23 protein-coding genes are annotated in these 23,123 nt (G+C 70.5%); 15 read left to right on the top strand and 8 right to left on the bottom strand.

Annotated elements, in window-relative coordinates; genetic code table 11:
* Positions 1 to 128 precede the first annotated feature (128 nt).
* Positions 129 to 1,583, bottom strand: a complete 1,455-nt coding sequence (gene argG / locus ACWD3I_RS40115) for an argininosuccinate synthase (protein WP_365393957.1) — start codon at positions 1,581 to 1,583, stop codon at positions 129 to 131.
* A gap of 201 nt (positions 1,584 to 1,784) precedes the next feature.
* Positions 1,785 to 2,759, bottom strand: coding sequence for a quinone oxidoreductase family protein (locus ACWD3I_RS40110; RefSeq protein ID WP_365393958.1), 975 nt, complete (start codon positions 2,757 to 2,759; stop codon positions 1,785 to 1,787).
* A 116-nt stretch (positions 2,760 to 2,875) separates the two neighbouring features.
* Between ACWD3I_RS40110 and ACWD3I_RS40105 the strand changes: the two genes are divergently transcribed.
* Positions 2,876 to 3,208 (top strand): ArsR/SmtB family transcription factor, encoded by a 333-nt coding sequence (locus tag ACWD3I_RS40105; protein ID WP_365393959.1) that lies wholly within the window; start codon positions 2,876 to 2,878, stop codon positions 3,206 to 3,208.
* A 41-nt stretch (positions 3,209 to 3,249) separates the two neighbouring features.
* Positions 3,250 to 3,876, top strand: coding sequence for a hypothetical protein (locus tag ACWD3I_RS40100; protein WP_365393960.1), 627 nt, complete (start codon positions 3,250 to 3,252; stop codon positions 3,874 to 3,876).
* Here the strand turns inward: ACWD3I_RS40100 and ACWD3I_RS40095 are convergent.
* Positions 3,858 to 5,255: a purine-cytosine permease family protein gene (locus tag ACWD3I_RS40095; RefSeq protein ID WP_365393961.1), complete on the bottom strand. Its 1,398-nt coding sequence runs from the start codon at positions 5,253 to 5,255 to the stop codon at positions 3,858 to 3,860. The two genes, ACWD3I_RS40100 and ACWD3I_RS40095, sit on opposite strands and share 19 nt — an antisense overlap.
* Before the next feature lie 169 nt (positions 5,256 to 5,424).
* Here ACWD3I_RS40095 and ACWD3I_RS40090 point away from each other — a divergent pair, with 169 nt between their 5' ends.
* Positions 5,425 to 6,366: a DMT family transporter gene (locus tag ACWD3I_RS40090; protein WP_365393962.1), complete on the top strand. Its 942-nt coding sequence runs from the start codon at positions 5,425 to 5,427 to the stop codon at positions 6,364 to 6,366.
* Here ACWD3I_RS40090 and ACWD3I_RS40085 read toward each other — a convergent pair.
* Both ACWD3I_RS40085 and ACWD3I_RS40080 read right to left on the bottom strand, forming a co-directional pair.
* The gene (locus ACWD3I_RS40085) at positions 6,311 to 7,219 is read right to left on the bottom strand and encodes a LysR family transcriptional regulator (protein WP_365393963.1); all 909 of its coding nucleotides are present in this window, start codon (positions 7,217 to 7,219) and stop codon (positions 6,311 to 6,313) included. The genes ACWD3I_RS40090 and ACWD3I_RS40085 overlap by 56 nt on opposite strands.
* Positions 7,219 to 7,539: a PLD nuclease N-terminal domain-containing protein gene (locus ACWD3I_RS40080; protein WP_365393964.1), complete on the bottom strand. Its 321-nt coding sequence runs from the start codon at positions 7,537 to 7,539 to the stop codon at positions 7,219 to 7,221. The genes ACWD3I_RS40085 and ACWD3I_RS40080 overlap by 1 nt, the downstream gene beginning before the upstream one ends.
* Before the next feature lie 87 nt (positions 7,540 to 7,626).
* Between ACWD3I_RS40080 and ACWD3I_RS40075 the strand changes: the two genes are divergently transcribed.
* From ACWD3I_RS40075 to ACWD3I_RS40065, 3 genes are read left to right on the top strand one after another with little or no spacing between them, the layout of a single operon-like run.
* The gene (locus ACWD3I_RS40075; protein ID WP_365393965.1) at positions 7,627 to 9,084 is read left to right on the top strand and encodes a menaquinone biosynthesis decarboxylase; all 1,458 of its coding nucleotides are present in this window, start codon (positions 7,627 to 7,629) and stop codon (positions 9,082 to 9,084) included.
* Complete coding sequence (gene mqnP, locus ACWD3I_RS40070; protein WP_365393966.1) at positions 9,081 to 9,983, top strand: menaquinone biosynthesis prenyltransferase MqnP; 903 nt, start codon at positions 9,081 to 9,083, stop codon at positions 9,981 to 9,983. The genes ACWD3I_RS40075 and mqnP overlap by 4 nt, the downstream gene beginning before the upstream one ends.
* 14 nt (positions 9,984 to 9,997) lie before the next feature.
* A complete protein-coding gene (locus ACWD3I_RS40065; protein WP_365393967.1) occupies positions 9,998 to 10,135 on the top strand; it encodes a hypothetical protein in 138 nt (45 codons plus the stop codon).
* Between the two features lie 8 nt (positions 10,136 to 10,143).
* On the opposite strand, the gene ACWD3I_RS40060 is transcribed toward ACWD3I_RS40065, so the two are convergent.
* Positions 10,144 to 10,746: a rhomboid family intramembrane serine protease gene (locus ACWD3I_RS40060; RefSeq protein ID WP_365393968.1), complete on the bottom strand. Its 603-nt coding sequence runs from the start codon at positions 10,744 to 10,746 to the stop codon at positions 10,144 to 10,146.
* Positions 10,747 to 10,827: 81 nt separating this feature from the next.
* On the opposite strand from ACWD3I_RS40060, the gene ACWD3I_RS40055 reads away from it, so the two are divergent.
* The 6 genes from ACWD3I_RS40055 (at position 10,828) to ACWD3I_RS40030 (ending at position 15,036) form a co-directional block, all read left to right on the top strand.
* Complete coding sequence (locus tag ACWD3I_RS40055; RefSeq protein WP_365393969.1) at positions 10,828 to 11,517, top strand: UbiX family flavin prenyltransferase; 690 nt, start codon at positions 10,828 to 10,830, stop codon at positions 11,515 to 11,517.
* A gap of 79 nt (positions 11,518 to 11,596) precedes the next feature.
* A complete protein-coding gene (locus ACWD3I_RS40050; RefSeq protein WP_266889154.1) occupies positions 11,597 to 12,052 on the top strand; it encodes an Lrp/AsnC family transcriptional regulator in 456 nt (151 codons plus the stop codon).
* 38 nt (positions 12,053 to 12,090) lie between these two features.
* On the top strand, positions 12,091 to 13,254 hold the full coding sequence (gene mqnE, locus ACWD3I_RS40045) for an aminofutalosine synthase MqnE (RefSeq protein WP_266889153.1): 1,164 nt from the start codon (positions 12,091 to 12,093) through the stop codon (positions 13,252 to 13,254).
* A 103-nt stretch (positions 13,255 to 13,357) separates the two neighbouring features.
* The gene (locus tag ACWD3I_RS40040) at positions 13,358 to 13,879 is read left to right on the top strand and encodes a GNAT family N-acetyltransferase (protein ID WP_365393970.1); all 522 of its coding nucleotides are present in this window, start codon (positions 13,358 to 13,360) and stop codon (positions 13,877 to 13,879) included.
* A gap of 86 nt (positions 13,880 to 13,965) precedes the next feature.
* Positions 13,966 to 14,265 carry a DUF4229 domain-containing protein gene (locus ACWD3I_RS40035; protein WP_365393971.1) on the top strand — a complete coding sequence of 100 codons (300 nt, stop codon included), beginning with the start codon at positions 13,966 to 13,968 and terminating at the stop codon, positions 14,263 to 14,265.
* 120 nt (positions 14,266 to 14,385) lie between these two features.
* Entirely contained in the window at positions 14,386 to 15,036 is a 651-nt protein-coding gene (locus ACWD3I_RS40030; protein WP_365393972.1) for a TetR/AcrR family transcriptional regulator, read from the top strand.
* On the opposite strand, the gene ACWD3I_RS40025 is transcribed toward ACWD3I_RS40030, so the two are convergent.
* Positions 15,018 to 15,860 carry a MaoC family dehydratase gene (locus ACWD3I_RS40025; protein WP_365393973.1) on the bottom strand — a complete coding sequence of 281 codons (843 nt, stop codon included), beginning with the start codon at positions 15,858 to 15,860 and terminating at the stop codon, positions 15,018 to 15,020. The two genes, ACWD3I_RS40030 and ACWD3I_RS40025, sit on opposite strands and share 19 nt — an antisense overlap.
* Complete coding sequence (locus ACWD3I_RS40020; RefSeq protein WP_365394078.1) at positions 15,860 to 17,128, bottom strand: 3-oxoacyl-ACP reductase; 1,269 nt, start codon at positions 17,126 to 17,128, stop codon at positions 15,860 to 15,862. The genes ACWD3I_RS40025 and ACWD3I_RS40020 overlap by 1 nt, the downstream gene beginning before the upstream one ends.
* Before the next feature lie 99 nt (positions 17,129 to 17,227).
* Here ACWD3I_RS40020 and ACWD3I_RS40015 point away from each other — a divergent pair, with 99 nt between their 5' ends.
* The 3 genes from ACWD3I_RS40015 to ACWD3I_RS40005 all read left to right on the top strand — a co-directional run.
* On the top strand, positions 17,228 to 18,499 hold the full coding sequence (locus ACWD3I_RS40015) for an acetyl-CoA C-acetyltransferase (protein ID WP_365393974.1): 1,272 nt from the start codon (positions 17,228 to 17,230) through the stop codon (positions 18,497 to 18,499).
* Between the two features lie 289 nt (positions 18,500 to 18,788).
* Positions 18,789 to 20,708 (top strand): AMP-dependent synthetase/ligase, encoded by a 1,920-nt coding sequence (locus tag ACWD3I_RS40010; RefSeq protein WP_365393975.1) that lies wholly within the window; start codon positions 18,789 to 18,791, stop codon positions 20,706 to 20,708.
* 40 nt (positions 20,709 to 20,748) lie between these two features.
* A partial coding sequence (locus ACWD3I_RS40005; RefSeq protein ID WP_451084316.1) for an NACHT domain-containing protein occupies positions 20,749 to 23,123 on the top strand: 2,375 nt, incomplete at its 3' end.

Genomic DNA, 23,123 nt, shown 5'->3' with positions numbered 1-23,123 from the left:
CGGCTGACTGCTGCGCCGTCGTGGCTGGTCGCGTAGTTCCCCGCGCCCCTGAAGGGGCTGTAGGACCCGGCATCAACAGGAAAGGCCGGTCGGAAGCTCCGACCGGCCTTTCCCTTGTGCCCGTATTCCTAGTCCGTGCCCAGCTCCATCGCCGCCCGGTCCAGCAGTGCGTCCTCCTCGGACACCTCGCCGCGCGAGGCGATGACCTCGGCGCCGCCCTCCGGCAGCTCCGGCATCGTGCCGATCAGACCGGTCGCCGCGGCCTGGGAGGCGCCGATGGTGGGGCTGCCGGTGCCGATGAGGCCGAGGACCGCGTACTGCTCCAGCTTGGCGCGGGAGTCGGCGATGTCGAGGTTGCGCATGGTCAGCTGGCCGATGCGGTCGACGGGGCCGAAGGCCGAGTCCTCGGTGCGCTCCATGGAGAGCTTGTCGGGGTGGTAGCTGAAGGCCGGGCCCGTGGTGTCGAGGATCGAGTAGTCCTCGCCGCGGCGCAGGCGCAGGGTGACCTCGCCCGTGACCGCCGCGCCGACCCAGCGCTGGAGCGACTCGCGGATCATCAGCGCCTGCGGGTCCAGCCAGCGGCCCTCGTACATGAGCCGGCCGAGGCGACGGCCCTCGTTGTGGTACTGGGCGAGGGTGTCCTCGTTGTGGATCGCGTTGACGAGGCGCTCGTACGCGGCGTGCAGGAGGGCCATACCCGGCGCCTCGTAGATGCCGCGGCTCTTGGCCTCGATGATCCGGTTCTCGATCTGGTCGGACATGCCCAGGCCGTGGCGGCCGCCGATGGCGTTGGCCTCCAGGACCAGGTCCACGGCGGAGGCGAACTCCTTGCCGTTGATCGTGACCGGGCGGCCCTGCTCGAAGCCGATCGTCACGTCCTCGGTGGCGATCTCGACCGACGGGTCCCAGAACTTGACGCCCATGATCGGCTCGACGGTCTCGAGGCCGGTGTCCAGGTGTTCCAGGGTCTTGGCCTCGTGGGTGGCGCCCCAGATGTTGGCGTCGGTGGAGTAAGCCTTCTCCGTGGAGTCCCGGTACGGCAGCTGGTGCGCGACCAGCCACTCGGACATCTCCTTGCGGCCGCCGAGCTCGGTCACGAACGCCGCGTCCAGCCAGGGCTTGTAGATCCGCAGGTGCGGGTTGGCGAGCAGACCGTAGCGGTAGAACCGCTCGATGTCGTTGCCCTTGTACGTCGAGCCGTCGCCCCAGATCTGGACGTCGTCCTCGAGCATCGCCCGGACCAGCAGCGTGCCGGTGACGGCACGGCCGAGGGGGGTGGTGTTGAAGTACGCCCGACCGCCGGAGCGGATGTGGAACGCGCCGCAGGTGAGTGCGGCCAGGCCCTCCTCGACCAGCGCGGCGCGGCAGTCGACCAGGCGCGCGATCTCGGCGCCGTAGGTCTGGGCGCGGCCGGGCACCGAGGCGATGTCGGGCTCGTCGTACTGGCCGATGTCGGCGGTGTAGGTGCACGGGACGGCGCCCTTGTCACGCATCCACGCGACCGCGACGGAGGTGTCGAGGCCGCCCGAGAAGGCGATGCCGACGCGCTCGCCGGCGGGCAGGGAGGTGAGGACCTTGGACATAGGAAGATTATGCATCGGAACGCATGGTCATGCAAACCCCCGTGGTGAGTGGCGCCCGTCACCCTCCCGTGGGCGGTCGCTCTCCCCTTGGGGCGGTCACTCTCCCCGCCACCGACAGCCGGATCCGCTCCGGCGGGATCCGTCTGCGCGTCCCGCAGTTCCTTGCCGTTGGTCATCCCGTGGCGGTCGGCCGTCCAGGATCTAGCCGTTCACCCGCAGCAGCAGCTTGCCCGTGCTCGACCGCGTCCCCATCAGCCGGTGCGCCTCCGCCGCCTCGGCCAGGCCGAACTCGGCGGTGACGGGGAGCGTGACGGTCCCGTCGGCGACCTTCGCGAAGGCCCGCTCGGTGAGTGCCCGCAGCTTGTCAGGCGCGGTCTGGGCGAGGGTGAGGATGGAGAAGCCGCCGACGGTCACGCCGTACGGGAACAGCTCGGGCTGCCCGACGCTCCACGGCGCCGCGCCGCTCGCGTTGCCGAAGGAGACGAGGCGCCCGAAGGGGGCGAGGGCGGCGAGTGAGGCGCGGAAGGTGTCGCCGCCGACGGGGTCGAGGGCGAGGTCGACGCCGCGGCCGTGGGTGGACTCCCGTACGGCCTTCTCGAAGTCGCCGACGAAGACCTCGTCGTAGGAGCCGTGCTCCTTCGCGAACGCGGCCTTCCCCGCGCTCGACACGACCCCCAGGACAGTGGCCCCGGCCGCCTTCGCCAGCCGGCCGGCGACCGTCCCGATGCCCCCGGCGGCACCCTGCACGAGGACCGTCTCGCCGGGCTGGAGCCGGCCCACGGAATGGATGAGCGCGTACGACGTCGGCAGCACGGTCGGCAGGGACGCGGCGGTGCGCAGGCCGACGCCGGACGGCACCGCGAAGACGGTGGCCGCGTCCGCGACGACGACCTCGGCGTAGGCGCCGCCGGCGGTCAGCGCGGCGACCTCCTGCCCGACGGCCGGCCCGGTGACGCCCGCGCCGAGGGCCCGCACGCGCCCGGAGACCTCGAGCCCCGGCCGGAAGGGAAGCGACGGCACCCGGTACCCGGTCTCCCTCGCCTTCAGGTCGGCGAAGTTGATCCCGGCGTACGCCACGTCGACGCTCACCTGCCCGGGGCCGGGCTCGGGGGCGTCCACCTCGACGACCTCGAGGACCTCGGGACCGCCGTGTTCCTGGATCTCGACCGCGCGCATGCCACACCTCGTCCGGGGAGTGTTCAATGAAAAGCGAACACTCGCGAGTGTATGGTTTTCATCGAACACTCTGCAAGCGGCCACTCGGCAAGCGGCGCACGGAAGGACCACTCACCATGGCCACCACCAGTCATCGCGCCGCCCCCGAGCACACCCACCCCGACGACGTGCCCGTCCTGACGGCGCTCGCGGCGCTCGCCGACCCCGTACGCGTGCAACTGGTACGGGAGTTGGCCGCCTCCGCCGACTGGTCGCGCAGCTGCGGCACCTTCGACGTGCCCGTCGGCAAGGCGGCCAAGAGCCATCACTTCGCGGTGCTGCGCGCGGCCGGGCTCGTGGAGCAGCGCGACGAGGGGCCCAAGCGGGTCAACCGGCTGCGGCGGGAGGAGTTCGACGCCCGGTTCCCGGGGCTGCTGGCGCTGGTTCTGCGCGAGGACGTCGTCTCCTGACCTGTTCTGAACCATTTGGCCCGCTCCGGCGTCACAGTGGCATGACGAACCTCAGGTGGATCGCGGCGGCCGTCGCCACTGCCGGTGTGGTGGTGGGGGCAGCCCTGTACATCGACGCGCTGGAGACCGGGCACACCGACGGCGGCCTGCTGGACGCACCCCGGGAAAGCGCCTCGGTCAGGAAGGCGAGCGCTCCGGCCGAGGACCGGTGTGTCGGCACGGTCCCGGCGCCCCCGGAAGCCGACCCCGAGGTGACCCCGCTGGACCGCACCCTCGCCCGCATCGACAAGCTGGCCGCGGGCGAGCACTCCGCCGTCTACACGGGCATGGGCGTCGACGAGGACAAGAACGCCGCCGACATCTGGCGCATCCCCTCCGACGCCTTCGACACGGCCGTCTGCGACGCCGCCGAGAAGGGCGTGAAGCTACGGCTGCACTCCGCCGACGCCGACCGCAGGACCCTCGACGCCCTCGCCGATCGGATCAGCGAGGACATGAACCGCTGGGACGGCACCTTCCAGCTGCGTGAAGTCGGCGTCGACGAGCGGGGGTTCGTGCATGTGGGCGTCGACGACCCGAAGAAGGCCGAACCCCTCGTGGAGAAGGAGTTCGGCCCCCGGTACATCAAGGTGGAGCACGTCGGGCAGATTCACGCCGACGCAGGCTGATCCGCCCGCCGCAGCACCGCGTACAGCCCCGCGCTCACCGCGAACCCGACCAGACAGGTGATGTCACCGAACGACGGCCACTGCTCGGGCACCCACCCGACGTATTTCTCCTGGTTGGAGAAGAGCGGCACGGACACCACGATGCCGGTCAGCAGGGCGGCGATGCCGGGCCAGTTGGCGAAGGTGCGGTCGGCGATCCTCGCAGCCAGCACCTCGTCCGGCGTCCGCGCCTGCCGCCACCGCTCGACCAGCACCACTCCGAGCCACGGCCCCACCCAGTACGCGATCACCAGGAGGAACGCCTCGTAGGCGTGCCCCGCGTCCGCCAGCGACGCCCACGCCGCCGCCGTACCTGCGAGACCGCACAGCACGACGATGGCGCCGCGGCCGAGCCACGGCGGGAGCCTCAGGCCCAGCGAAGTGATCGACATGGCCGAGGAGTAGACGTTCAGGGCGTTCGCGGAGACCGCGCCCAGGATGATCGCCAGCAGCACCAAGTGGCTGAGCCAGCCGGGGAGATGGCCGGTGAAGGCGGCCGTGGGGGTGGCGCCCTCGGGGGCGACGACCGTCGCCGAGGCCGCGCCGATCACCGACACGATCGCGATCGACACGAAGAGACCGACCGCCGGGTACAGGACCGTCTTGAAGCGGTTCGCCGTGCGCGGGAGGTAACGGGAGTAGTCCGAGGCGCCCGGGTTCCAGCCCGCCGCGTAACCCCAGGCCGTGCTGAACGCCAGCAGGAAGCCGCCGATGCCGCCGCCCGCGCCGGAGCCGCCCAGGTCGGCCTCCCTGAAGGTCCACACCCCGGCCAGCAGGAAGACCACCGCCAGGGCCGGGAAGGCGTACTTCTCGAAGGCGTGGACGAAGTTGTGGCCGATGAAACCGATCACGATCTCGGCGGCGACCACGATCAACAGGGAGGGGAGCGGCCGCAGGTCCGTCAGCGTGTTGAGGGCGAAGGCCGCGCTCACACTGTTCACGGCGAACCAACCGACGCCCGCGACAAGGGCGTTGACCCCCGACGGCAGCAGATTCCCCCGATAGCCGAAGGAGAAGCGGCCGATCGCCATCTGCGGAACACCGAACCGCGGACCGTCCAGCGACAGGATCCCCTGGGTCAGCGCGCCCAGCGCCGTGCCCAGAAGAAGGGCCGCGGTCGCCTGCCAGAAGCTCAGGCCGAAGAAGAGGACCGAGATCACGCCGATGTAGACGGTCGCGAACTCGATGTTCGGAGAGGCCCACGTCCACAGCAGCTGGAGCGGGCCGCCGTGGCGCTCGGAGTCCGGGATCGGTTCCGAGCCGGCCGTCTCGACGGCGATGACCTTGTCACCGTATGCGGGGGCGATGGCCGTGGCGGAGCCGGCCGGAGCAGTCGTCATACGAGCCAAGTGTCCGGTTCCCGGCGGTCGCGGCCCAGAGGCGCACTGTCCGCTTCGGGAGCCTCACCGGCGTACAACCTGCACGCATCGGCGGGACCGATGGGGGCATCGGCAGGACGCCCCACTGGCGCGTGGACCAGCACCGATGCCCGCTCGTAGCGTCAAGGACATGACCTCAGAGAGCAAGGGCACAGAGACCAAGGGCATCGCCCAGCTGACGACCGCGATGGTGCTCTCCGGCACCCTCGGCGTCTTCGTCGTCGAGTCGGGCGCCTCGCCCTTCAACGTCGTCTTCTTCCGCGTCCTGTTCGGCGCCCTCGCGCTCGGCGGCTATGTCCTGGCCCGCGGCTGGCTCCACGACCACGGCTTCACCCCGCGCACCCTCGGACTCGCCGTCCTGGGAGGGGTGTTCATCGTCTTCAACTGGGTGTTCCTCTTCCAGTCCTACGAGAACACGTCGATCTCCGTCGCGACGGTGGTCTACCACACCCAGCCGTTCTACGTCGTGCTGCTGGGCGCCCTGCTCTTCCGCGAGCGGCTGACGGCCGCCAAGGTCGGCTGGATCGCCCTGGCCTTCGCTGGCCTGACCCTCGTATCGGGCGTGACGCCAGGGGACTTCACCAGCGGCGGTACCTATCTCCTCGGCGTCGGACAGGCGTTGCTCGCCGCCCTCCTCTACGGGCTGTCCACCCTGGTCACCAAGCGCATCACCGGGGTACGCCCCCATCTCATCGCCCTCGTCCAAGTCCTCGTCGGCATCCCGCTGTTGCTCCCCTTCGCCGACTTCGGCGCGATGGCCGGCACGGGCGCGGACTGGGGCTGGCTGGTCGGGCTCGGGTTCATCCACACGGGCGTCATGTACGTCCTGATGTACGCCGCCTACGCCCAGCTGCCGGTCTCGAAGATCGCCGTACTCGCCTTCGTCTACCCGGCCGTCGCGATGGTCATGGACTGGGCGGTGTACGGCCACCACATCGGTCTCGTGCAGGCGCTGGGCGTCCCGCTGATCGTGCTGGCGAGCCTCAAGGTGACGCTGGCCCGGAACCCCCGGGTCGTCACGTCCCGTCGTACGACGTCTGCTCCCGCACCAGCCGCACCGCAGCCTCGATGAACAGCGTCAGATGGCGTGGCAGGCGCTTCCCCGCCCGCCACGCCACCTGCGTGTACAGCTGGAACGGCGGCTCCCACGGCAGCTCGACCAACGCCCCGGACGCCAGCTCCGCGCCCACCGTCACCCGGGGCAGCAGCGCGACGCCGAGACCGCCCGCCACACCCCGTTTGGTCGCCTCGATCGTGCCGAACTCCATGAAGGGCGGCGGGGATCCGGTGCGGTGGACGAGCTCGGACTCGAAGAGGTCGCGGTAGGGGCAGCCGGGTTCGGTGCCGACGAGCTGGACCTCGGTCAGGTCCTCCGTCTTGAGCGCGGCGGTCCTCCTGGCGAGGGGATGGCCGGGCGCGGCGACCAGGACCAGCGGCTCCGGCGCGAGCACCCTGCTCTCCAGCCCCGCGTGCTCGGTCTCCGGCTCCATCAGGAAGCCCACGTCGTACGTGCCCTGACGCAGCGCCTGCCGGGTCTCGTCGCCCAGCGTCGTGCGCAGGGAGAGCCGGACCTTCGGATGCCGGTGGTGGAAGAGCTCCAGCAGCGGCGGCAGACGGTAGGAGGTCAGCGACTCCATCGTGCCGACGGCGAGCGTGCCCGAGGGTTCCTCCGCGTCGACGACCGCCGCGCGGGCCTCCTCGCTCAGCTCGATGATCTGCCGGGCGTACGGCAGCAGCCGCTCACCGGCCTCCGTCAGCCGGATGCGACTGCCGAGCCGGTCGAAGAGCGGGGTGCCGAGGGAGTCCTCCAGGGCGCGGATCTGGTTGGTCACGCTGGACTGCGCGTAGCTCAGCTCGGCCGCGGCCCGGGTGAAGCTCAGGACGGTCGCGACCTTCTCGAAGGTGACGAGCAGCCGCAGCTCCATCAGCTGTCCTTGGAGCCGTCCTCGCCGCGCTCCTTCTTCTCCTCGTTGAGGGACTTCAGGAAGTCGGGGTTGTCGTCGGGGGCGACCCACTGGCCGCGCCCGCCCCGCTCTCGCACACCGGACCAGCCCTCGGCCGCCGGGCTGCGCTTCTTGCCCGCGATCAGCCACGAGATCGAGCCGACGAGCGGGAACAGCAGCACGAGGATGGCCCACAGCGGCTTGGGCATGTGGCGGACGTCCTCCTCCTTCGTGCTGATGCAGTCGATGAACGTGTACACGCTCAGCGCCAGTGGGACGAGGAACATCAGCACCCGGAGCATGGGTCCTCTCCAGCGAAACGGTCGACGGGCCGGGGGCACGGCCCCCGGGTTCAGGCCCAGGGTAGCCGCTCGGGGATACTTGACCCCATGGCTTACGACGATCTTCGCTCGCTGCTCAGGGCCCTGGAGCGCGAGGGCGACCTCAAGCGCATCAAGGCCGAGGTGGATCCGTACTTGGAGGTCGGGGAGATCGTCGACCGGGTGCAGAAGTCCGGGGGTCCGGCGCTGCTCTTCGAGAACGTGAAGGGCTCCGCGATGCCCCTCGCGATGAACGTCTTCGGGACCGACCGCCGGCTGCTGAAGGCGCTGGGCCTGAAGTCGTACGCCGAGATCTCGGAGAAGATCGGCGGCCTGCTGCGGCCCGAGCTGCCGCACGGCTTCGTGGGGGTGCGCGAGGCGTTCGGGAAGCTCGGCGCGATGACGCACGTACCGCCGAAGAAGGTGAAGTCCGGGGACGCGCCGGTGCAGGAGGTCGTCCTCACCGGCGACGACGTCGACCTCGACCAGCTCCCCGCCCTCTTCACCTGGCCGCAGGACGGCGGCTCCTTCTTCAACCTCGGCCTGACCCACACCAAGGACCCCGAGTCCGGGATCCGCAATCTCGGTCTGTACCGGCTCCAGCGCCACGACAAGCGCACGATCGGCATGCACTGGCAGATCCACAAGGACAGCCGCAACCACTACCAGGTCGCGGCGCGGCGTGGCGAGCGCCTTCCGGTCGCGATCGCCTTCGGCTGCCCGCCGGCCGTGTCGTACGCCTCCACCGCGCCGCTCCCCGGCGACATCGACGAGTACCTCTTCGCCGGCTTCCTCGCGGGCAAGCGGATCGAGATGGTCGACTGCAAGACGGTGCCGCTCCAGGTGCCGGCGCAGGCGGAGGTCGTGATCGAGGGCTGGCTGGAGCCCGGCGAGATGCTGCCCGAGGGCCCGTTCGGCGACCACACGGGGTTCTACACCCCGCAGGAGCCGTTCCCGGCGCTGAAGATCGACTGCGTGACGATGCGGAAGCGGCCGCTGCTCCAGTCGATCGTGGTGGGCAGGCCCCCGACGGAGGACGGTCCGCTGGGCAAGGCGACGGAGCGCTTCTTCCTCCCCCTGCTGAAGATCATCGTCCCGGACATCGTGGACTACCACCTGCCCGAGGCGGGCGGCTTCCACAACTGCGCGATCGTCTCGATCGACAAGAAGTACCCCAAACACGCCCAGAAGGTGATGCACGCGATCTGGGGTGCCCACATGATGTCCCTCACCAAGCTGATCGTGGTGGTCGACTCCGACTGCGACGTCCACGACCTCCACGAGGTCGCGTGGCGCGCGCTCGGCAACACGGACTACGCGCGCGACCTCTCGGTCGTCGAGGGTCCCGTCGACCATCTCGACCACGCCTCCTACCAGCAGTTCTGGGGCGGCAAGGCGGGGATCGACGCGACGAAGAAGTGGCCCGAGGAGGGCTACACCCGGGACGGAGGCTGGCCCGACATGGTGTTGTCCGACCCGGAGACGGCGGCGACGGTCGACCGACGCTGGAAGGAATACGGACTGTGAGTTCAGCTTCCGCCGCGATCCCGCAGCCGGGACGCACCAAGGCGTTCCTGCGCCTGGTGATGATCGAGCACTCGGTGTTCGCGCTCCCCTTCGCGTACATCGCCGCGCTCACCGCGATGTTCCAGATGGACAAGAACATCCACTGGGGCCGGCTGCTCCTGGTGACGATCTGCATGGTCGGCCTGCGCACCTTCGCGATGGCCGTGAACCGGATCATCGACCGCGAGATCGACGCGCGGAACCCCCGGACGGCCCATCGTGAGCTGGTGACCGGCGCGATGTCGGTGCGCCACGCCTGGACGGGCGCGCTGGTCGCGGTCGTGGTCTTCCTGGGCTCGGCGGCCCTGCTGAACCCGCTCTGCCTGGCCCTGGCCCCCGTCGCGGTGATCCCGATGGTGGTCTACCCCTACGGCAAACGGTTCACGAACTTCCCGCAGGCCATCCTGGGCCTCGCCCAGGCCATGGGCCCGGTCGGCGGCTGGCTGGCCATCACCGGCGAGTGGTCCTGGGACGCGGTGATCCTCGGCCTCGCGGTCGGCATCTGGATCGGCGGCTTCGACCTGATCTACGCCTGCCAGGACGTGGAGACCGACCGCGAGGTCGGTGTCATGTCGGTCCCGGCCCGCTTCGGCATCCCGGCGGCGATCTGGGGCGCCCGGGTGTGCCACGCGCTGACGACGGCGCTGCTGCTCTGGTACGCGGTGGCCACGGACGCGGGCGGGTTCTTCTGGGTCGGCCTGATGATCGTCGCGGCCGCGTTCGTGTACGAGCACAACATCGTGCGCCCGAACGATCTGTCCCGGCTGAACAGGGCGTTCTTCAGCGTCAACGGGTTCATCGGGATCGCCCTGTTCGTGTGCGCGCTGCTGGATCTTCTGGTTCGGGGACTGACGGTCTGAGTACGGCCCGGACCGTGGACCGTCTGCACACCGGGCGCGCCCGCCGCGAGGAGGCTCTGCCCGGATTCCGGGCGGAGATCGCCGAGGGCTGCATCGTGGCGAGCCCGGTCACGCCGTTCCACGGGGAGTCGACGGCCAGTTCGGTGCCGTAGGCCCGCCCTCAGAGCTGAGCGACACCACTCCCGACCCGGCGCCGGAACACGAACGCCGCCGCCACCCCCGCGACCAGACCCAGCAGATGCCCCTGCCAGCTGACCCCCGTCTGGGTCGGTGCGAGGCCCGTCAATATCGAGCTGCCCCAGACGGCACCGACCAGCAGGCCGGCCAGGACGCCGAGCAGCCGTCGCTCCACGAAACCGCTGACCAGCAGGAAGCCGAAGAGGCCGAAGATCAGGCCCGAGGCACCGGCGGTGTTGGTGTGGGCCGGGGCTATGAGCCAGACGCCCAGCCCGTCGGCCACGATGACCAGCGCGCAGACCGCGAGGAAGCGGCGGATGCCGCCGAGGGCCGCGAGGAAGCCCATGACCAGCAGCGGGACGGTGTTCGCGGCCACGTGGGCCCAGCCGAAGTGGATGAACGAGGCCGGGACCACGTCGATCAGTTCCGAGGGCTCGCGCGGCACGATGCCGAAGTCGTCCAGCGCGTGGCCGCTCACCACGTCCACCACTTCCAGCAGCCACAGCAGGGCGACCCAGCCCAGCATCAGCTTGGCCGCGGTCCGCGCACGGTCGCCCCGCGACTGCTCCAGCCCGGTACCGGACATGGCAACCCCCATTCCCCTCCGGAGAACGCCCGGACCCCCTTGACCGGTTCCCACCCTGCGACGCCGGATAGGCTCGGGGGCGTGAACCCAGTCAAGCCAGGAGAGACACGGCGTACGCCTTGGATCGTAGGGGTGTCCGGCGCTTCCGGCACCCCGTATGCCGCGTCCGTACTGCGCGCGCTCCTCGATGCCGGCGAGAGCGTCGACCTGGTCGTCAGCCGGGCCTCGCGGCTCACGCTGCTGGACGAGACGGGGATCTCCTTCAGGGACGCGCACTGGCAGGACGACCTGCGGGAATGGCTGGCCAGGGGGGCCGACGGCAAGCCGGGCAGCTTTGACATCGGCGCCGGCATCGAGCGGGTGCGGTACTGGGCCGCCGGGGACCTGGCCGCGGGGCCGTCCTCGGGGTCGTATCCCGTCAAGGGGATGCTGATCGTGCCCGCCTCGACCGCCTGTGTCGCCGGTGTCGCCCTCGGGCTCTCCAAGGACCTGCTGCAGCGTGCGGCGAGCGTGACCCTCAAGGAGGGGCGCAAGCTGGTGGTAGCCGTTCGGGAGACCCCGCTGAACGGTCAGACGCTCCGGCACCTGGTGACCCTGGACGACGCGGGCGCCACCGTGGTGCCCGCCTCGCCCGCCTTCTACTCGGGGGCGACGCACATCCAGGACCTGGTGGACTTCGTCGCCGGACGGGTCCTCGACGCGGCGGGCGTCGAGCACCGGCTCTACCGCCGCTGGAAGGGCGAACTCGGCGGCGGAACCCACACGACGTGAACGCCGTCTGAGCAAGTCGCAGCAGGTCAGCAGTACCTCTCATCACTTCGGGAACTTTTCAGCGGAAGGCTTCGATCGCATGGACGCGGTGGACAGGCAGCTCATCCAGGCCCTGAGGGAGAACGGCCGGGCCTCCTACGCGGAGCTGGGGCGCCTCGTCGGTCTGTCGGGACCCAGCGTCACCGACCGCATCAACCGGCTGGAGGCGGCCGGCGTCATCACCGGTTACCGCGCCACCGTCGACTCCGCGTCGCTCGGCCTCGGCGTCACCGCTCTGATCGGCATCTCCCTCTCCGACGCCGTCGACCACGAGGACGTGGCCCGCCGGCTCAAGGACCTCGGCGAGATCGAGGACTGCTGGTTCATCGCCGGCGACGACTCGTACATGCTCAAGGTGCGGGCCGCCGATGTCGACGGCCTGGAGAAGACCATCCGGCGGCTCAGCGGCACGCAGGGTGTCTCGCGGACCCGTACCACCATCGTGCTCTCCACGAAGTGGGAGAACCGGGTCGGAGAGCTTCCCGAAGAGGCGTAGACGTACGGTTGGACAGGTCGTCGTAGAAAGGTTGTGGCATGGACGTCGGGCTCAGGCGCGAGCTGGAGGAGAAGGTACGGGCGGGCGTTCGCCTGACCCGCGAGGACGGCATCGCGCTCTACGAGTCGGACGACCTGGCCTGGCTGGGCGGACTCGCGCACGAGGTGCGGACGCGGAAGAACGGCGACGTCGTCCACTTCAACGTCAACCGCCATCTCAACATGACCAACGTGTGCACGGCGTCCTGCGCCTACTGCTCGTTCCAGCGCAAGCCGGGCGAGAAGGACGCGTACACGATGCGCATCGAGGAGGCGGTCAAGCTCGCCAAGGCGATGGAGGGCGAGAACCTCACCGAGCTCCACATCGTCAACGGCCTGCACCCGAACCTGCCGTGGCGCTACTACCCGCGGTCCCTGCGGGAGCTGAAGGCCGCGCTGCCGAACGTCTCGCTGAAGGCCTTCACGGCGACCGAGATCCACCACTTCGAGACGATCAGCGGGCTGAGCGCGAGCGAGATTCTCGACGAGCTCATCGACGCCGGTCTGGAGTCCCTCACCGGCGGTGGCGCGGAGATCTTCGACTGGGAGGTCCGCCAGCACATCGTGGACCACCGGACGCACTGGGAGGACTGGTCGCGCATCCACCGCCTGGCGCACGAGAAGGGGCTCAAGACCCCGTCCACCATGCTCTACGGCCACATCGAGGAGCCGAAGCACCGGGTGGACCACGTCCTGCGGCTGCGTGAGCTCCAGGACGAGACCGGCGGCTTCCAGGTCTTCATCCCGCTGCGCTACCAGCACGACTTCGTCGACGTGAAGGACGGCAAGGTCCGCAACCGCCTCCAGGCACGCACGCAGATGGCGACCGGCGCGGAGGCCCTGAAGACCTTCGCGGTCTCCCGTCTGCTCTTCGACAACGTCCCGCACGTCAAGGTCTTCTGGGTCATGCACGGCGTCCAGACCGCCCAGCTGGCCCTCCAGCACGGTGCGGACGACATGGACGGGTCGGTCGTCGAGTACAAGATCACCCACGACGCGGACAACTACGGCACGCCGAACAAGCTGACGCGTGAGGATCTCCTGGACCTGATCCGGGACGCCGGGTTCCGGCCGGTGGAGCGGAACACGCGGTACGAGATCATCCGGGAGTACGAGGGTGCGGACCCGGCGCGTCGGGAGTCCCCGCAGCCGATGAGGGTCTGAGGTTGTCGTCGGGCTGACGGTCGTGGGGGCTGGTCGCGCCCCTCAGGCGGGGACGCCTGCCCCCATCACGAGTGCTTCCGGCGCCGTTTTAGACTCGTGGCCCATGGAGCTCACGTACCGCCTGGACCTCGACCTCACCCCTGACCTCCTCGACGAGCTGACCCACCTGTGGGTGGCCGTGAACAACGCCGGTGGGGCGGTCGGATTCATCGGTACGACGACGTATGACGACGTACGTCCGGACGTGGAGCGTTACGCGGAGTCGACCGCGGCGGGACGCCACCGTCTTCTGGCCGGGTTCGACGCGGAGGGCCGGCTGCGGGCGACCGCCTTCTTCGGCTTCAACACGCACCGCCTGCAGAGCCACTACGCCTGGCTCTACACGGTCATGATCGACCCGGCCGTCCAGGGCGGCGGCCACGGCCGGTCCCTGCTGGCGGAGGTCGAGACGCACGCCCGTGGCTTCGGCCTGGAGGCGCTGAAGCTGACCTGCCGGGGCGGCCTCGGCCTCGAGCGGTTCTACGCGTCCGCCGGGTACAAGGAGGTCGGCCGGGTGCCGGGCGGGCTGCGGATGTCCGCGGACGACTACCGGGACGACATCATGATGTGGCTCCCGCTGACCTGACACCCCCTGCAAGATCGGGTACCGGGCGTGCTTCACTGGAAGGCACCCTTTGGGAACTTTCAGTCGGAACGGAAGAGTGGATTGAGATGCTCCGCTACACACTGATGCGCCTCGGGATCTTCGTGGGCTGCCTCGTGGTCGTCTGGGGCCTCGTCTACGCCGGTGTCGCCCCGCGCGGCCTCGGCGACTCCAACGGCATGTGGATCGTCCTGCTCTCCCTGGTGATCTCCGCGCCCATCAGCTTCGTGGCCCTCCGCAAGGAGCGCGACCGGGCCTCCGTCCAGATCGTCGAGAAGGTCGACCGCGCCAAGGCGAACCTGGAAGCCAACCGCAACCAGGAGGACGTAGCCGACGACACGGCGCGTGCGCACGGTCAGACGACCTAGGACCTCCGCGGCGGATCATGTCGGCGTCGCGGGCTCTGGTGCGCGCATCTGCGGCGTTGTCGTCAGTCTCCGTCCCGTGCAGCCGAGCTGATCCGCCGGGCAGGCCCTAGTCTTGCCCCTATGGGTGCAGTGAAGACCAAGCGGATGCCGCGCGCGGTCCGTGAACAGCAGATGCTGGACGCTGCCGTGGAGACCTTCGGGCGGCGTGGGTACATGGCCGCCTCGATGGACGAGATCGCCGAACTCGCGGGTGTCTCCAAGCCGTTGGTCTATCTGTACCTGAACTCCAAGGAAGACCTCTTCACCGCCTGCATCCGCCGGGAGGCGCTCGCGCTCACCGAGGCGGTGCGCTCCGGGGTCCGTACCGACCAGCCCGCCGACCGCCAACTCTGGGACGGGCTGCTGGCGTTCTTCACGCACACCGGGCAGAAGCCGGACGCCTGGTCCGTGCTGCACCTCCAGGCCCGTACGCACGGCGAACCCTTCGCCGCCGAGGTCGCCGCGATGCGCGAGGAGATCGTCGCGTTCGTGACGCAGTTGATCGTCGTCGCCGCGCGGGAGGCCCACCGCGATCCCGACCTGCCCGAACGCGAGGTCGCCGGGCTCGCCGAGGCCCTGGTCGGCGCCGCCGAGTCCCTGGCCGCGTGGGCCAACACCACCCCGGGCGTCACCGCCAAACAGGCGGCGGCGACGCTGATGAACTTCGCGTGGGCCGGGCTGGGGAACCTGATGGAGGGCCGGCCCTGGGCCCGTCAGGGCGTCAGCGGATAGACGCTTCCGCTGACGTGGAGCCGGTCTCCACCGCCCCGCAGCTCGAACCGCTCGCCCTCCGCCGCGTAGGTCACCACCCCCGGCAGCAGCACCGGCGCCCTGAACTCCGCCCGCACCAACGCCGCTTGGGGCACACCGTGCGCGGCTAGACACCGGGCCACCGTCCACATGCCGTGCGCGATGGCCCGCGGAAAGCCGAAGAGACGGGCGGTGAGCGGGTGGAGGTGGATGGGGTTGCGGTCACCGGACGCGGAGGCGTAGCGCCGGCCGACGTCCCCGGCGAGCCGCCACTCGGCGACCGAGGGGAGCGAAGCGCCCTTCTCGGCAGGGGAGACACCTCCGCCGGACGCCGAGCCGTGCCGCGCCAGATACGTGCTCCGCGACTCCCATACGACATCGTCGCCGACCCGCACCTCGGTGACGACCCCCGCCTCCGTGCCGCGCCGATGCGGCGCCAACCCGTCGACGTACACGGTCAGTTCGTGTTCCCCGGTGGCGGCGAGCGCCCGGTGCTGGGTGATCGCGATCGACGTATGGACGAGACCGAGCAGCGGCAGCGGGAAGTCCCGCGCGCTCATCAGCCGCATGGCCAGCGGAAAGCCCAGCACATGCGGATACGTCACCGGCAGCGCGTCGTCGCCGGTGGCGAACCCGCACACCCGCTCGTACGCCGCCAGCCGTGCCAGGTCCACCCGCAGCGCGGGCAGGAGCAGCCGGGTGCGCGGGAACTCGGCGTCCGGGCGGGGCCGTTTGACGGCGGAGAGCAGGGCGCCGCGGGCGAACAGGGGCGCGAGCGCGGGGGACCGGGTGAGGACGACGGTCACTACGCCCCCAACAGGCTCTGGCCGCAGACCCGCACGACCTGCCCGTTGACCGCACCCGACGCCGGATGCGCGAGCCAGGCGGTCGTCTCGGCGACATCGACGGGCAGCCCGCCCTGGGCGAGGGAGTTCATCCGGCGCCCCGCCTCACGGATGAGGAGGGGCACGGCGGCGGTCATCCTCGTCTCGATGAACCCGGGAGCGACGGCGTTCACGGTCACCCCGTGCTCGGCGAGGGCGCGGGGCGCGAGCGACCGCACCAGACCCACGACCCCGGCCTTGCCGGCGCCGTAGTTGGTCTGCCCCGCGTTCCCGGCGAGCCCGGCGATGGAGGCGGTGGCGACGATCCGGCCGTTGGGCCTGAGGGTGCCCGAGGCCAGCAGGGCGTCCGTCGTGCGCAGCACACTCGCGAGGTTCACGTCGAGGACCGAACTCCAGCGTTCCGCGGGCATGTTGACCAGGCGGCGGTCCCGGGTGATCCCGGCGTTGTGGATCAACACGTCGAGCCCGTCCGGGAGTTCGGCGGCGATCCGCTCACCCGCGTCGGCGGCGGTGATGTCGAGCGCGAGGGCCCTGCCGCCGAGCTTCTCCGCGAGCCTTCGCGCGTCCTCCTCGGCCTGCGGTACGTCGAGTACGACGACCTCGGCCCCGTCCCTGGCCAGCGTCTCGGCGACGGCCGCGCCGATGCCGCGGGCGGCGCCGGTGACGAGGGCGGTGCGGCCGGCGAGGGGCCGGTCCCGATCGACGGTCACCTCCAGAGCCGTCCCCGTCACCTCGATGACCTGACCGCTGACGTAGGCGGACTTGGGGGAGAGGAGGAAGCGCAGGGTGGACTCGGCGGCGTCCCGGTCGGTGAGCCGTACGAGGTTCACGGTCCTGCCCCGCCCGATCTCCTTGCCGAGCGAGCGCGTGAAGCCCTCCAGTGCCTGCTGGACGGCGGCCTGATGGTGGTCGGCGGGGTCGAGGGGCGCACCGAGCACGACGATGCGGCCGCTCGCGGCGACCGACCGCACCACGGGGTGGAGGGCCGCGTGGACGTAGGCGAGGCCGTCGACGTCCCGCACGCCGGTGGCGTCGAGGACGACGGCGGAGGGGCTGTCGGCAGGGGAGGGTGCGGGCTTGCCCGCGGTGAGGTGGAGGACCTCGCCCCCTGCGAGCGCGGGCTGCTCCGGTGACCAGCGGCGCAGCGCCGAGGGCTGCGGCAGCCCGAGTCTGCGGGTCAGGAAGCGGCCGGGCGCGGTGCCGGTGAAGCTCAGATAGCGGTCGGCCATTGCCGTCTCCCCCACTCGGTCCCACCTCTTATCAGTCTTCTTACTCTGGAGTAAGGTTACCGCAGGTAAGCCTACGTCACGCATGAGGAGCAGGTCGAGATGAGCCACCTTCAGGTGCCCGTGGCCCGGCGGGTCGCGATCATCGGCGGCACCCGCGTGCCCTTCGCCCGCTCGGACGGCCCGTACGCCACCGCCTCGAACCAGGAGATGCTGACGACGGTCGTGAACGGACTGGTGGAGCGCCACGGCCTCCAGGAGCCGGGCGCGGTGGGCGAGTTCGTCGCCGGCGCGGTGCTCAAGCACAGCCGCGACTTCAACCTGGCCCGCGAGACGGTCCTCGGCTCCGGGCTGGCCCCGACCACCCCGGCGTACGACATCCAGCAGGCCTGCGGCACCGGACTGCAGGCCGTCATCGCCGCCGCCAACAAGATCGCGCTCGGCCAGACCGAGTCGGCGATCGCGGGCGGCGCGGACACCGCGAGCGACGCACCGCTGGGCGTGAACGACGGCCTGCGGCGGATCCTGCTCACGGCGCGCAGGGCGAAGTCGCCGGGCGGCCGGCTCAAGGCGCTGGCCCGCATCCGCCCGGGCCATCTGATCCCCGACATCCCGCGCAACGCCGAGCCCCGCACCGGCCTGTCGATGGGCGAGCACGCGGCGGTGACGGCCCGCACCTGGGGTGTCTCGCGCGAGGCCCAGGACGAACTGGCGGCGACGAGTCACCAGCGGCTGGCGGCGGCGTACGAACGCGGCTTCTTCCAGGACCTGGTGGTGCCGTTCCGGGGCCTGGACCGCGACCAGAACCTGCGCCCGGACTCGACGGCGGAGAAACTGGCCGCGCTGAAGCCGGTGTTCGGCCTCGACGCACCCGACCCGACCATGACCGCCGGGAACTCGACCCCGCTCACCGACGGGGCGGCGGTCGTGCTGCTGGCCTCGGAGGAGTGGGCGGCGGCGCGCGGGCTGGAGCCGCTGGCGTACCTGTCGACGTACGAGACGGCGGCCGTCGACTTCGTGAAGGGCGAGGACGGCCTGCTGATGGCACCGGCCTACGCGGTGCCGCGCATGCTGGAACGGGCCGGTCTGGGCATGGCCGACTTCGACCTCGTGGAAGTCCACGAGGCCTTCGCGTCACAGGTGCTGGCCACGCTGGAGGCGTGGGAGAAGGCGGGGCTGGAGCCGGTGGACCGGGGGCGGCTCAATGTGACGGGCTCGTCCCTGGCCACGGGGCACCCCTTCGCGGCGACCGGGGCGCGGATCGTCGCGACGCTGGCGAAGTCGCTCGCGGAGCGCGGGGGTCCGGGCCGGGGCTTGATCTCGGTGTGCGCGGCGGGTGGGCAGGGGGTGACGGCGGTGCTGGAGCGGCCGTGACGGCGGCGCTGGAACGGCCGTGACGGGTGGCCGGCCTGGCGTGAGCGGTGGCCGGCCGACTTGCTAACCGCCCTTAGCTGACAAAGGTTCATATTGCGGGAGAGGTTGCACAGACCCGGCCCCGAAGCATCCCCGAACCCACACGAACTCGCCACCTGCACCTCCTAAGATCGCCGATCTAACTGCCGGTAACCCCCCATACCCGCCCACCACCGGTGAACGCCCGGGTACGCACGGCGCGTACCTATGCAGCAGAGCGGTATCCAGCTGCGCGCCCCAGGAGCTGCCCATGTCGTCGTCCCTTCCCTATGTCTCCGCGACCGACTACGACGGCGCGCCCGTGCTCGTGGAGCCGGAGATCAAGCGGCTGGACGGCGAGGTCCGGGAGGTGTCGGTACCGCCGGTCGTGCCGCCCGTGACCCACGGCTCGCTGGCCGACCTGCCCTTCGACAACGCGGCCGCCGCTCCCCAGGACCGGGTGCTCAGCCGCCGTGCGGAGGACGGCGGTTGGTCGGATGTGACTGCGGCGGAGTTCGCGGCCCAGGTACTGGCGCTGGCCAGGGGCCTGGTGGCGGAGGGACTCCAGCCGGGCGACCGTGTCGCCGTCATGGCCCGCACGATCTACGAGTGGACGCTGCTGGACTTCGCCGCGTGGGCGGCAGGCCTGGTGACGGTCCCCGTCTACCCGACCTCCTCGGTCTTCCAGACCCGCTGGATCCTCCAGGACTCGGGCGCCGTGGCACTGGTGACGGAGACCGTCGCCCAGGCTTCGGCCCTCGGCCCCGAACTCAACCGTCTGCCCGACCTGCGCCACCTGTGGGTCGTGGAGAAGGGCCATGTGGAGCGGCTGGCGGAGCTCGGCCAACCGGTCTCCGAAGCGGAGATCGACGTACGCCGGGGCATGCTGGGCCCCGACACCCTGGCCACGGTCATCTACACCTCGGGCACGACCGGCCGCCCCAAGGGCTGCGCGATCTCGCACGGCAACTTCCTGGCGGAGGTCGACAACGCGATCGAGATCCTCGACCCGGTGTTCAGGTCGAGGTCGGACGAGGAACTGGCTACGTTGTTGTTCCTCCCCATGTCCCACGTCTTCGGCCGCATGGTGGCGATCGCGTGCATCCGGGCCCGGGTCCGGCTGGGCCACGCGCCGAGCCTGAAGTCGGAGGATCTGCTGGGGGACCTGGCCAGCTTCAAGCCCACCTTCCTCCTGGTCATCCCGTACATGCTGGAGAAGGTCTTCAACAGCGCCCGGGCCAAGGCGGAGCTAGGCGGCAGGGTCTCGGCCTTCGACCGTGCGGTGAACGTGGCCGTCCGCTACGGCGAGGCGACCGAGGCCCGCCAGGCGGGCACCGGCAGCGGCCCGGGCACCGCGCTCAAGGCGGCCCGCACCTTCTACGACCCCCTCGTCTACCGCCGGATCCGCAACGCCATGGGCGGCCGGGTCCGCCACATCATCAGCGGCGGCTCACCGCTGGGCCGCAGCCTCCACGCGTTCTTCGCGGGCGCGGGCATGGAGATCTACGAGGGGTACGGCCTGACCGAGTCCACGGGCGCGGCAACGGTGACCCCACCCCTGAAGTCCCGCTTGGGAACGGTGGGTTGGCCCTTGCCCGGGACCCGGGTCCGCATAGCCGCGGACGGCGAGATCCTGCTGGCCGGCGGCCAGATATTCCGCGGCTACTGGGACCCGAACGCGGGCGGCGTCACCCCGGCGTCCTCCGACGGCTGGTTCGCGACCGGCGACATCGGCAGCCTGGACGACGAGGGCTACCTCACCATCACCGGACGCAAGAAGGAACTGCTGATCACGGCAGGCGGCAAGACGGTCGCCCCGGCCCCCCTGGAGAACTGGCTCCGCCAACACCCCCTGGTCTCCCAGTGCATGGTGGTCGGCGACCGCCGCCCCTACGTGGCCGCCCTGATCACCCTCGACATGGAGGGCATCACCCACTGGCGCCGCATGAACGGCAAACACCCCGTTCCGGCGGAACTCCTCGCCGACGACGAGGAGTTGCGGGCCATCCTCCAGCGCGCGGTGGACGAGGCGAACAAACTCGTGTCGAGACCGGAGTCGATCCGCCGCTTCACGGTACTGCCGAGGGACTTCACGGAGACGGACGGCCACCTGACCCCGTCGATGAAGCTGAGGCGGGAGACGGTGATGGGGGACTTCACCGCGGAGATCGAGGGGTTGTACGCCCGCTGACCACCCCTCACCACTGTCCCCTGACCGCTACCGTCCTGGCATGGGGCGGGAATCGGAGCAGGTCGCGGCGGATGGGGAGCGGGCGGTCGGGGCGGCGGGTGATGCCAGGGCCGTGGTGACCGGGGACGGCAGCAGTGCGACGTACATCGAGAATCAGTACGTGCAGCAGGCGCCGGAGCCGGTGGCGCTGACCGGTGAGGAGATCGACGAGGCGTTGCGGCGCTACGCCACCCGTATCCGTGAAACCTACGGACGTCTGGACCTGGACGTCCTGATCCCCACGGAGGCGGGCGAGCACCCGCCCATCGGCCTGGACGAGGTGTTCGTGGCGCCGGCCGTGCGCGCGGACCCACCGCCACTCGAGCTGCCGAGGGACATCCGCCAGAGGCTCGTCGACACCGGGGAGTGGCCGTCCAGCCTCCCGCCCGGCCTGGAACGGGAGGCGCTGGACCGTGCCCGGCAGGCGTACGCGGAGCGTCCGGCACGCGATGTCCTGGAGATGCTGGCCGACCCGAGTGAGGGGCGTCTCGTGCTGCTCGGTGATCCGGGCGCTGGCAAGTCGACGCTCGCCCGTCACCTCGCGCTCACGCTCACACGAGAGGTCCCGCCGGGCGACCCACTGGAACCGCTCGCGGGCCTCGTACCCCTCGTCGTGGAGCTGCGGGAGTACGCCGTGGGGGAGTGGCGGGAGCGGACCTTCGAGGACTTCCTCAGGTATCTGCACGGCACGAAGGGCATGGCCCCGCCGGTGCCGGTGGTGGAGCGGCTGTTGGCCGAGAGGCGGGCGGTCGTCGTCTTCGACGGCCTGGACGAACTCTTCGACCCCGCCGCCCGGGAACAGGTGAGCCATCGCATCGCGGACTTCGCCGGCCGGTACGGCGGGACGCGCGGCGTCCGTGTCGTGGTGACCTCGCGCGTCATCGGCTATCGACGGGGCGTCCTGGAGCGTGCCGGGTTCTCGCACCACATGGTCCAGGACCTGAACTCCCGCCAGATCGAACGGTTCGCCCGGCAGTGGTACGCCTCCGCGTACCCGTACGACGAGGAGCGCGCCGCCCGGCTGTGCCGACGGCTCACCGACGCGGTGGGCCAGTCCCGCCCCGTGGGTGAACTGGCGGGCAACCCCCTCCTGTTGACGATCCTCGCCATCATCGGCCGGCGCCGGGAACTGCCACGCGACCGCCAGGGCGTCTACCGGCACGCCGTCGCGGTCCTGGTCGCCCACTGGGACGAGCACGCCAAGCACCTGCGCGCGCCCGACGAGGTCGAAGCCCTGTCGTACCTGGGCGACGAGGACCGGCACGAGCTGCTGCGGCTGGTCGCACGGCGGATGCAGGACGGTGAGGGAGGCATCGCGGGCAACCACATCCACCAGGACGTGCTGCTGGACACGTTCAAGGACTACCTGCGCGGGCAGTACGAACTCCCCGTCGCCCAGGCGGTGTCGGCGGCCCGGACGATGGTGCGGCAGTTCCGGGAACGGAACTTCATCCTCAGCCACTACGGGGGCGGGGTGTACGGCTTCGTCCATCGGGCGTTCCTGGAGTACCTGGCGGCGGTGGACATCGACCGGCGGTACACGCGGGAGCGGGAGTGGACGCCGGAGGAGTTCATCGAGGAGATCTTCGCGGGGCATGCGGAGGATCCGGCGTGGCATGAGGTGTTGCTGCTGGTCGTGGGGAGGGTGGGAGAGCGGGAGGCGGCGGCGGTCATCGACCGGTTGTTGGACCTGCATCGGCGGCGGGTTGAGGATCCTTGGGGTGGAGGGCTGTTGGTCCTGGCGGTGCGCGCTCTGGCTGAGGTGCGCGGGATCGGGGCGTTGGCGCGGCAGAGCCGGGCAGTGGTGGACGCGGTCATCATGGGGCTGGAGGCGGCTGACTCGAGGTTCGGCCTGTTGGAAGGGGCGGTGGATATCTCTGCCGCTTTCAGAACATTTCCGCCCCATTGGAGTGGGAGACGCCGACTCCTGCGCTGGTTTCACCTGCGCGGTCACTTCGGGTGGCGGCCCCAGCCAGGGAGGATCGCGGCCGCGCTCTACCAGCAACCGGCATTGCCACAGGTCATGGCCGTGCATGCCTATGTGATGCACGCTCGGGCGGCACTGCTGGAGACTCTGTCAGCGCACTGGGGCGGCGAGCGGGAAGTTCGTGAGCTGCTCCGGGCTCGGGTGGTGGCGGAACCGGACGAGTACGTTCGCAAAACGGTCTTGGAGCTTCTGTCCGGGCGAGGCGACGTACGTGGACTCGTCAGAGACCGTTCCACCACGGACCCCTCGCTGACAGTGCGAGCGTTCGCACTGTCCCTGAGGGATGACGCCGAGGCTCTGTGGGAGCCGATTGTCGAGTTCGCAGGCTCCGGGGGTGATGCGGCTGCCCGTTGCGAAGCGGTGTCCCTGGTGGCTGAGTACCGGATTCA

The sequence above is a fragment of the Streptomyces sp. NPDC002817 genome, assembly GCF_053592055.1.
The sequence above is the reverse complement of the archived record's forward strand: the minus strand, read 5'-3'. Positions and strand labels throughout refer to the sequence as shown.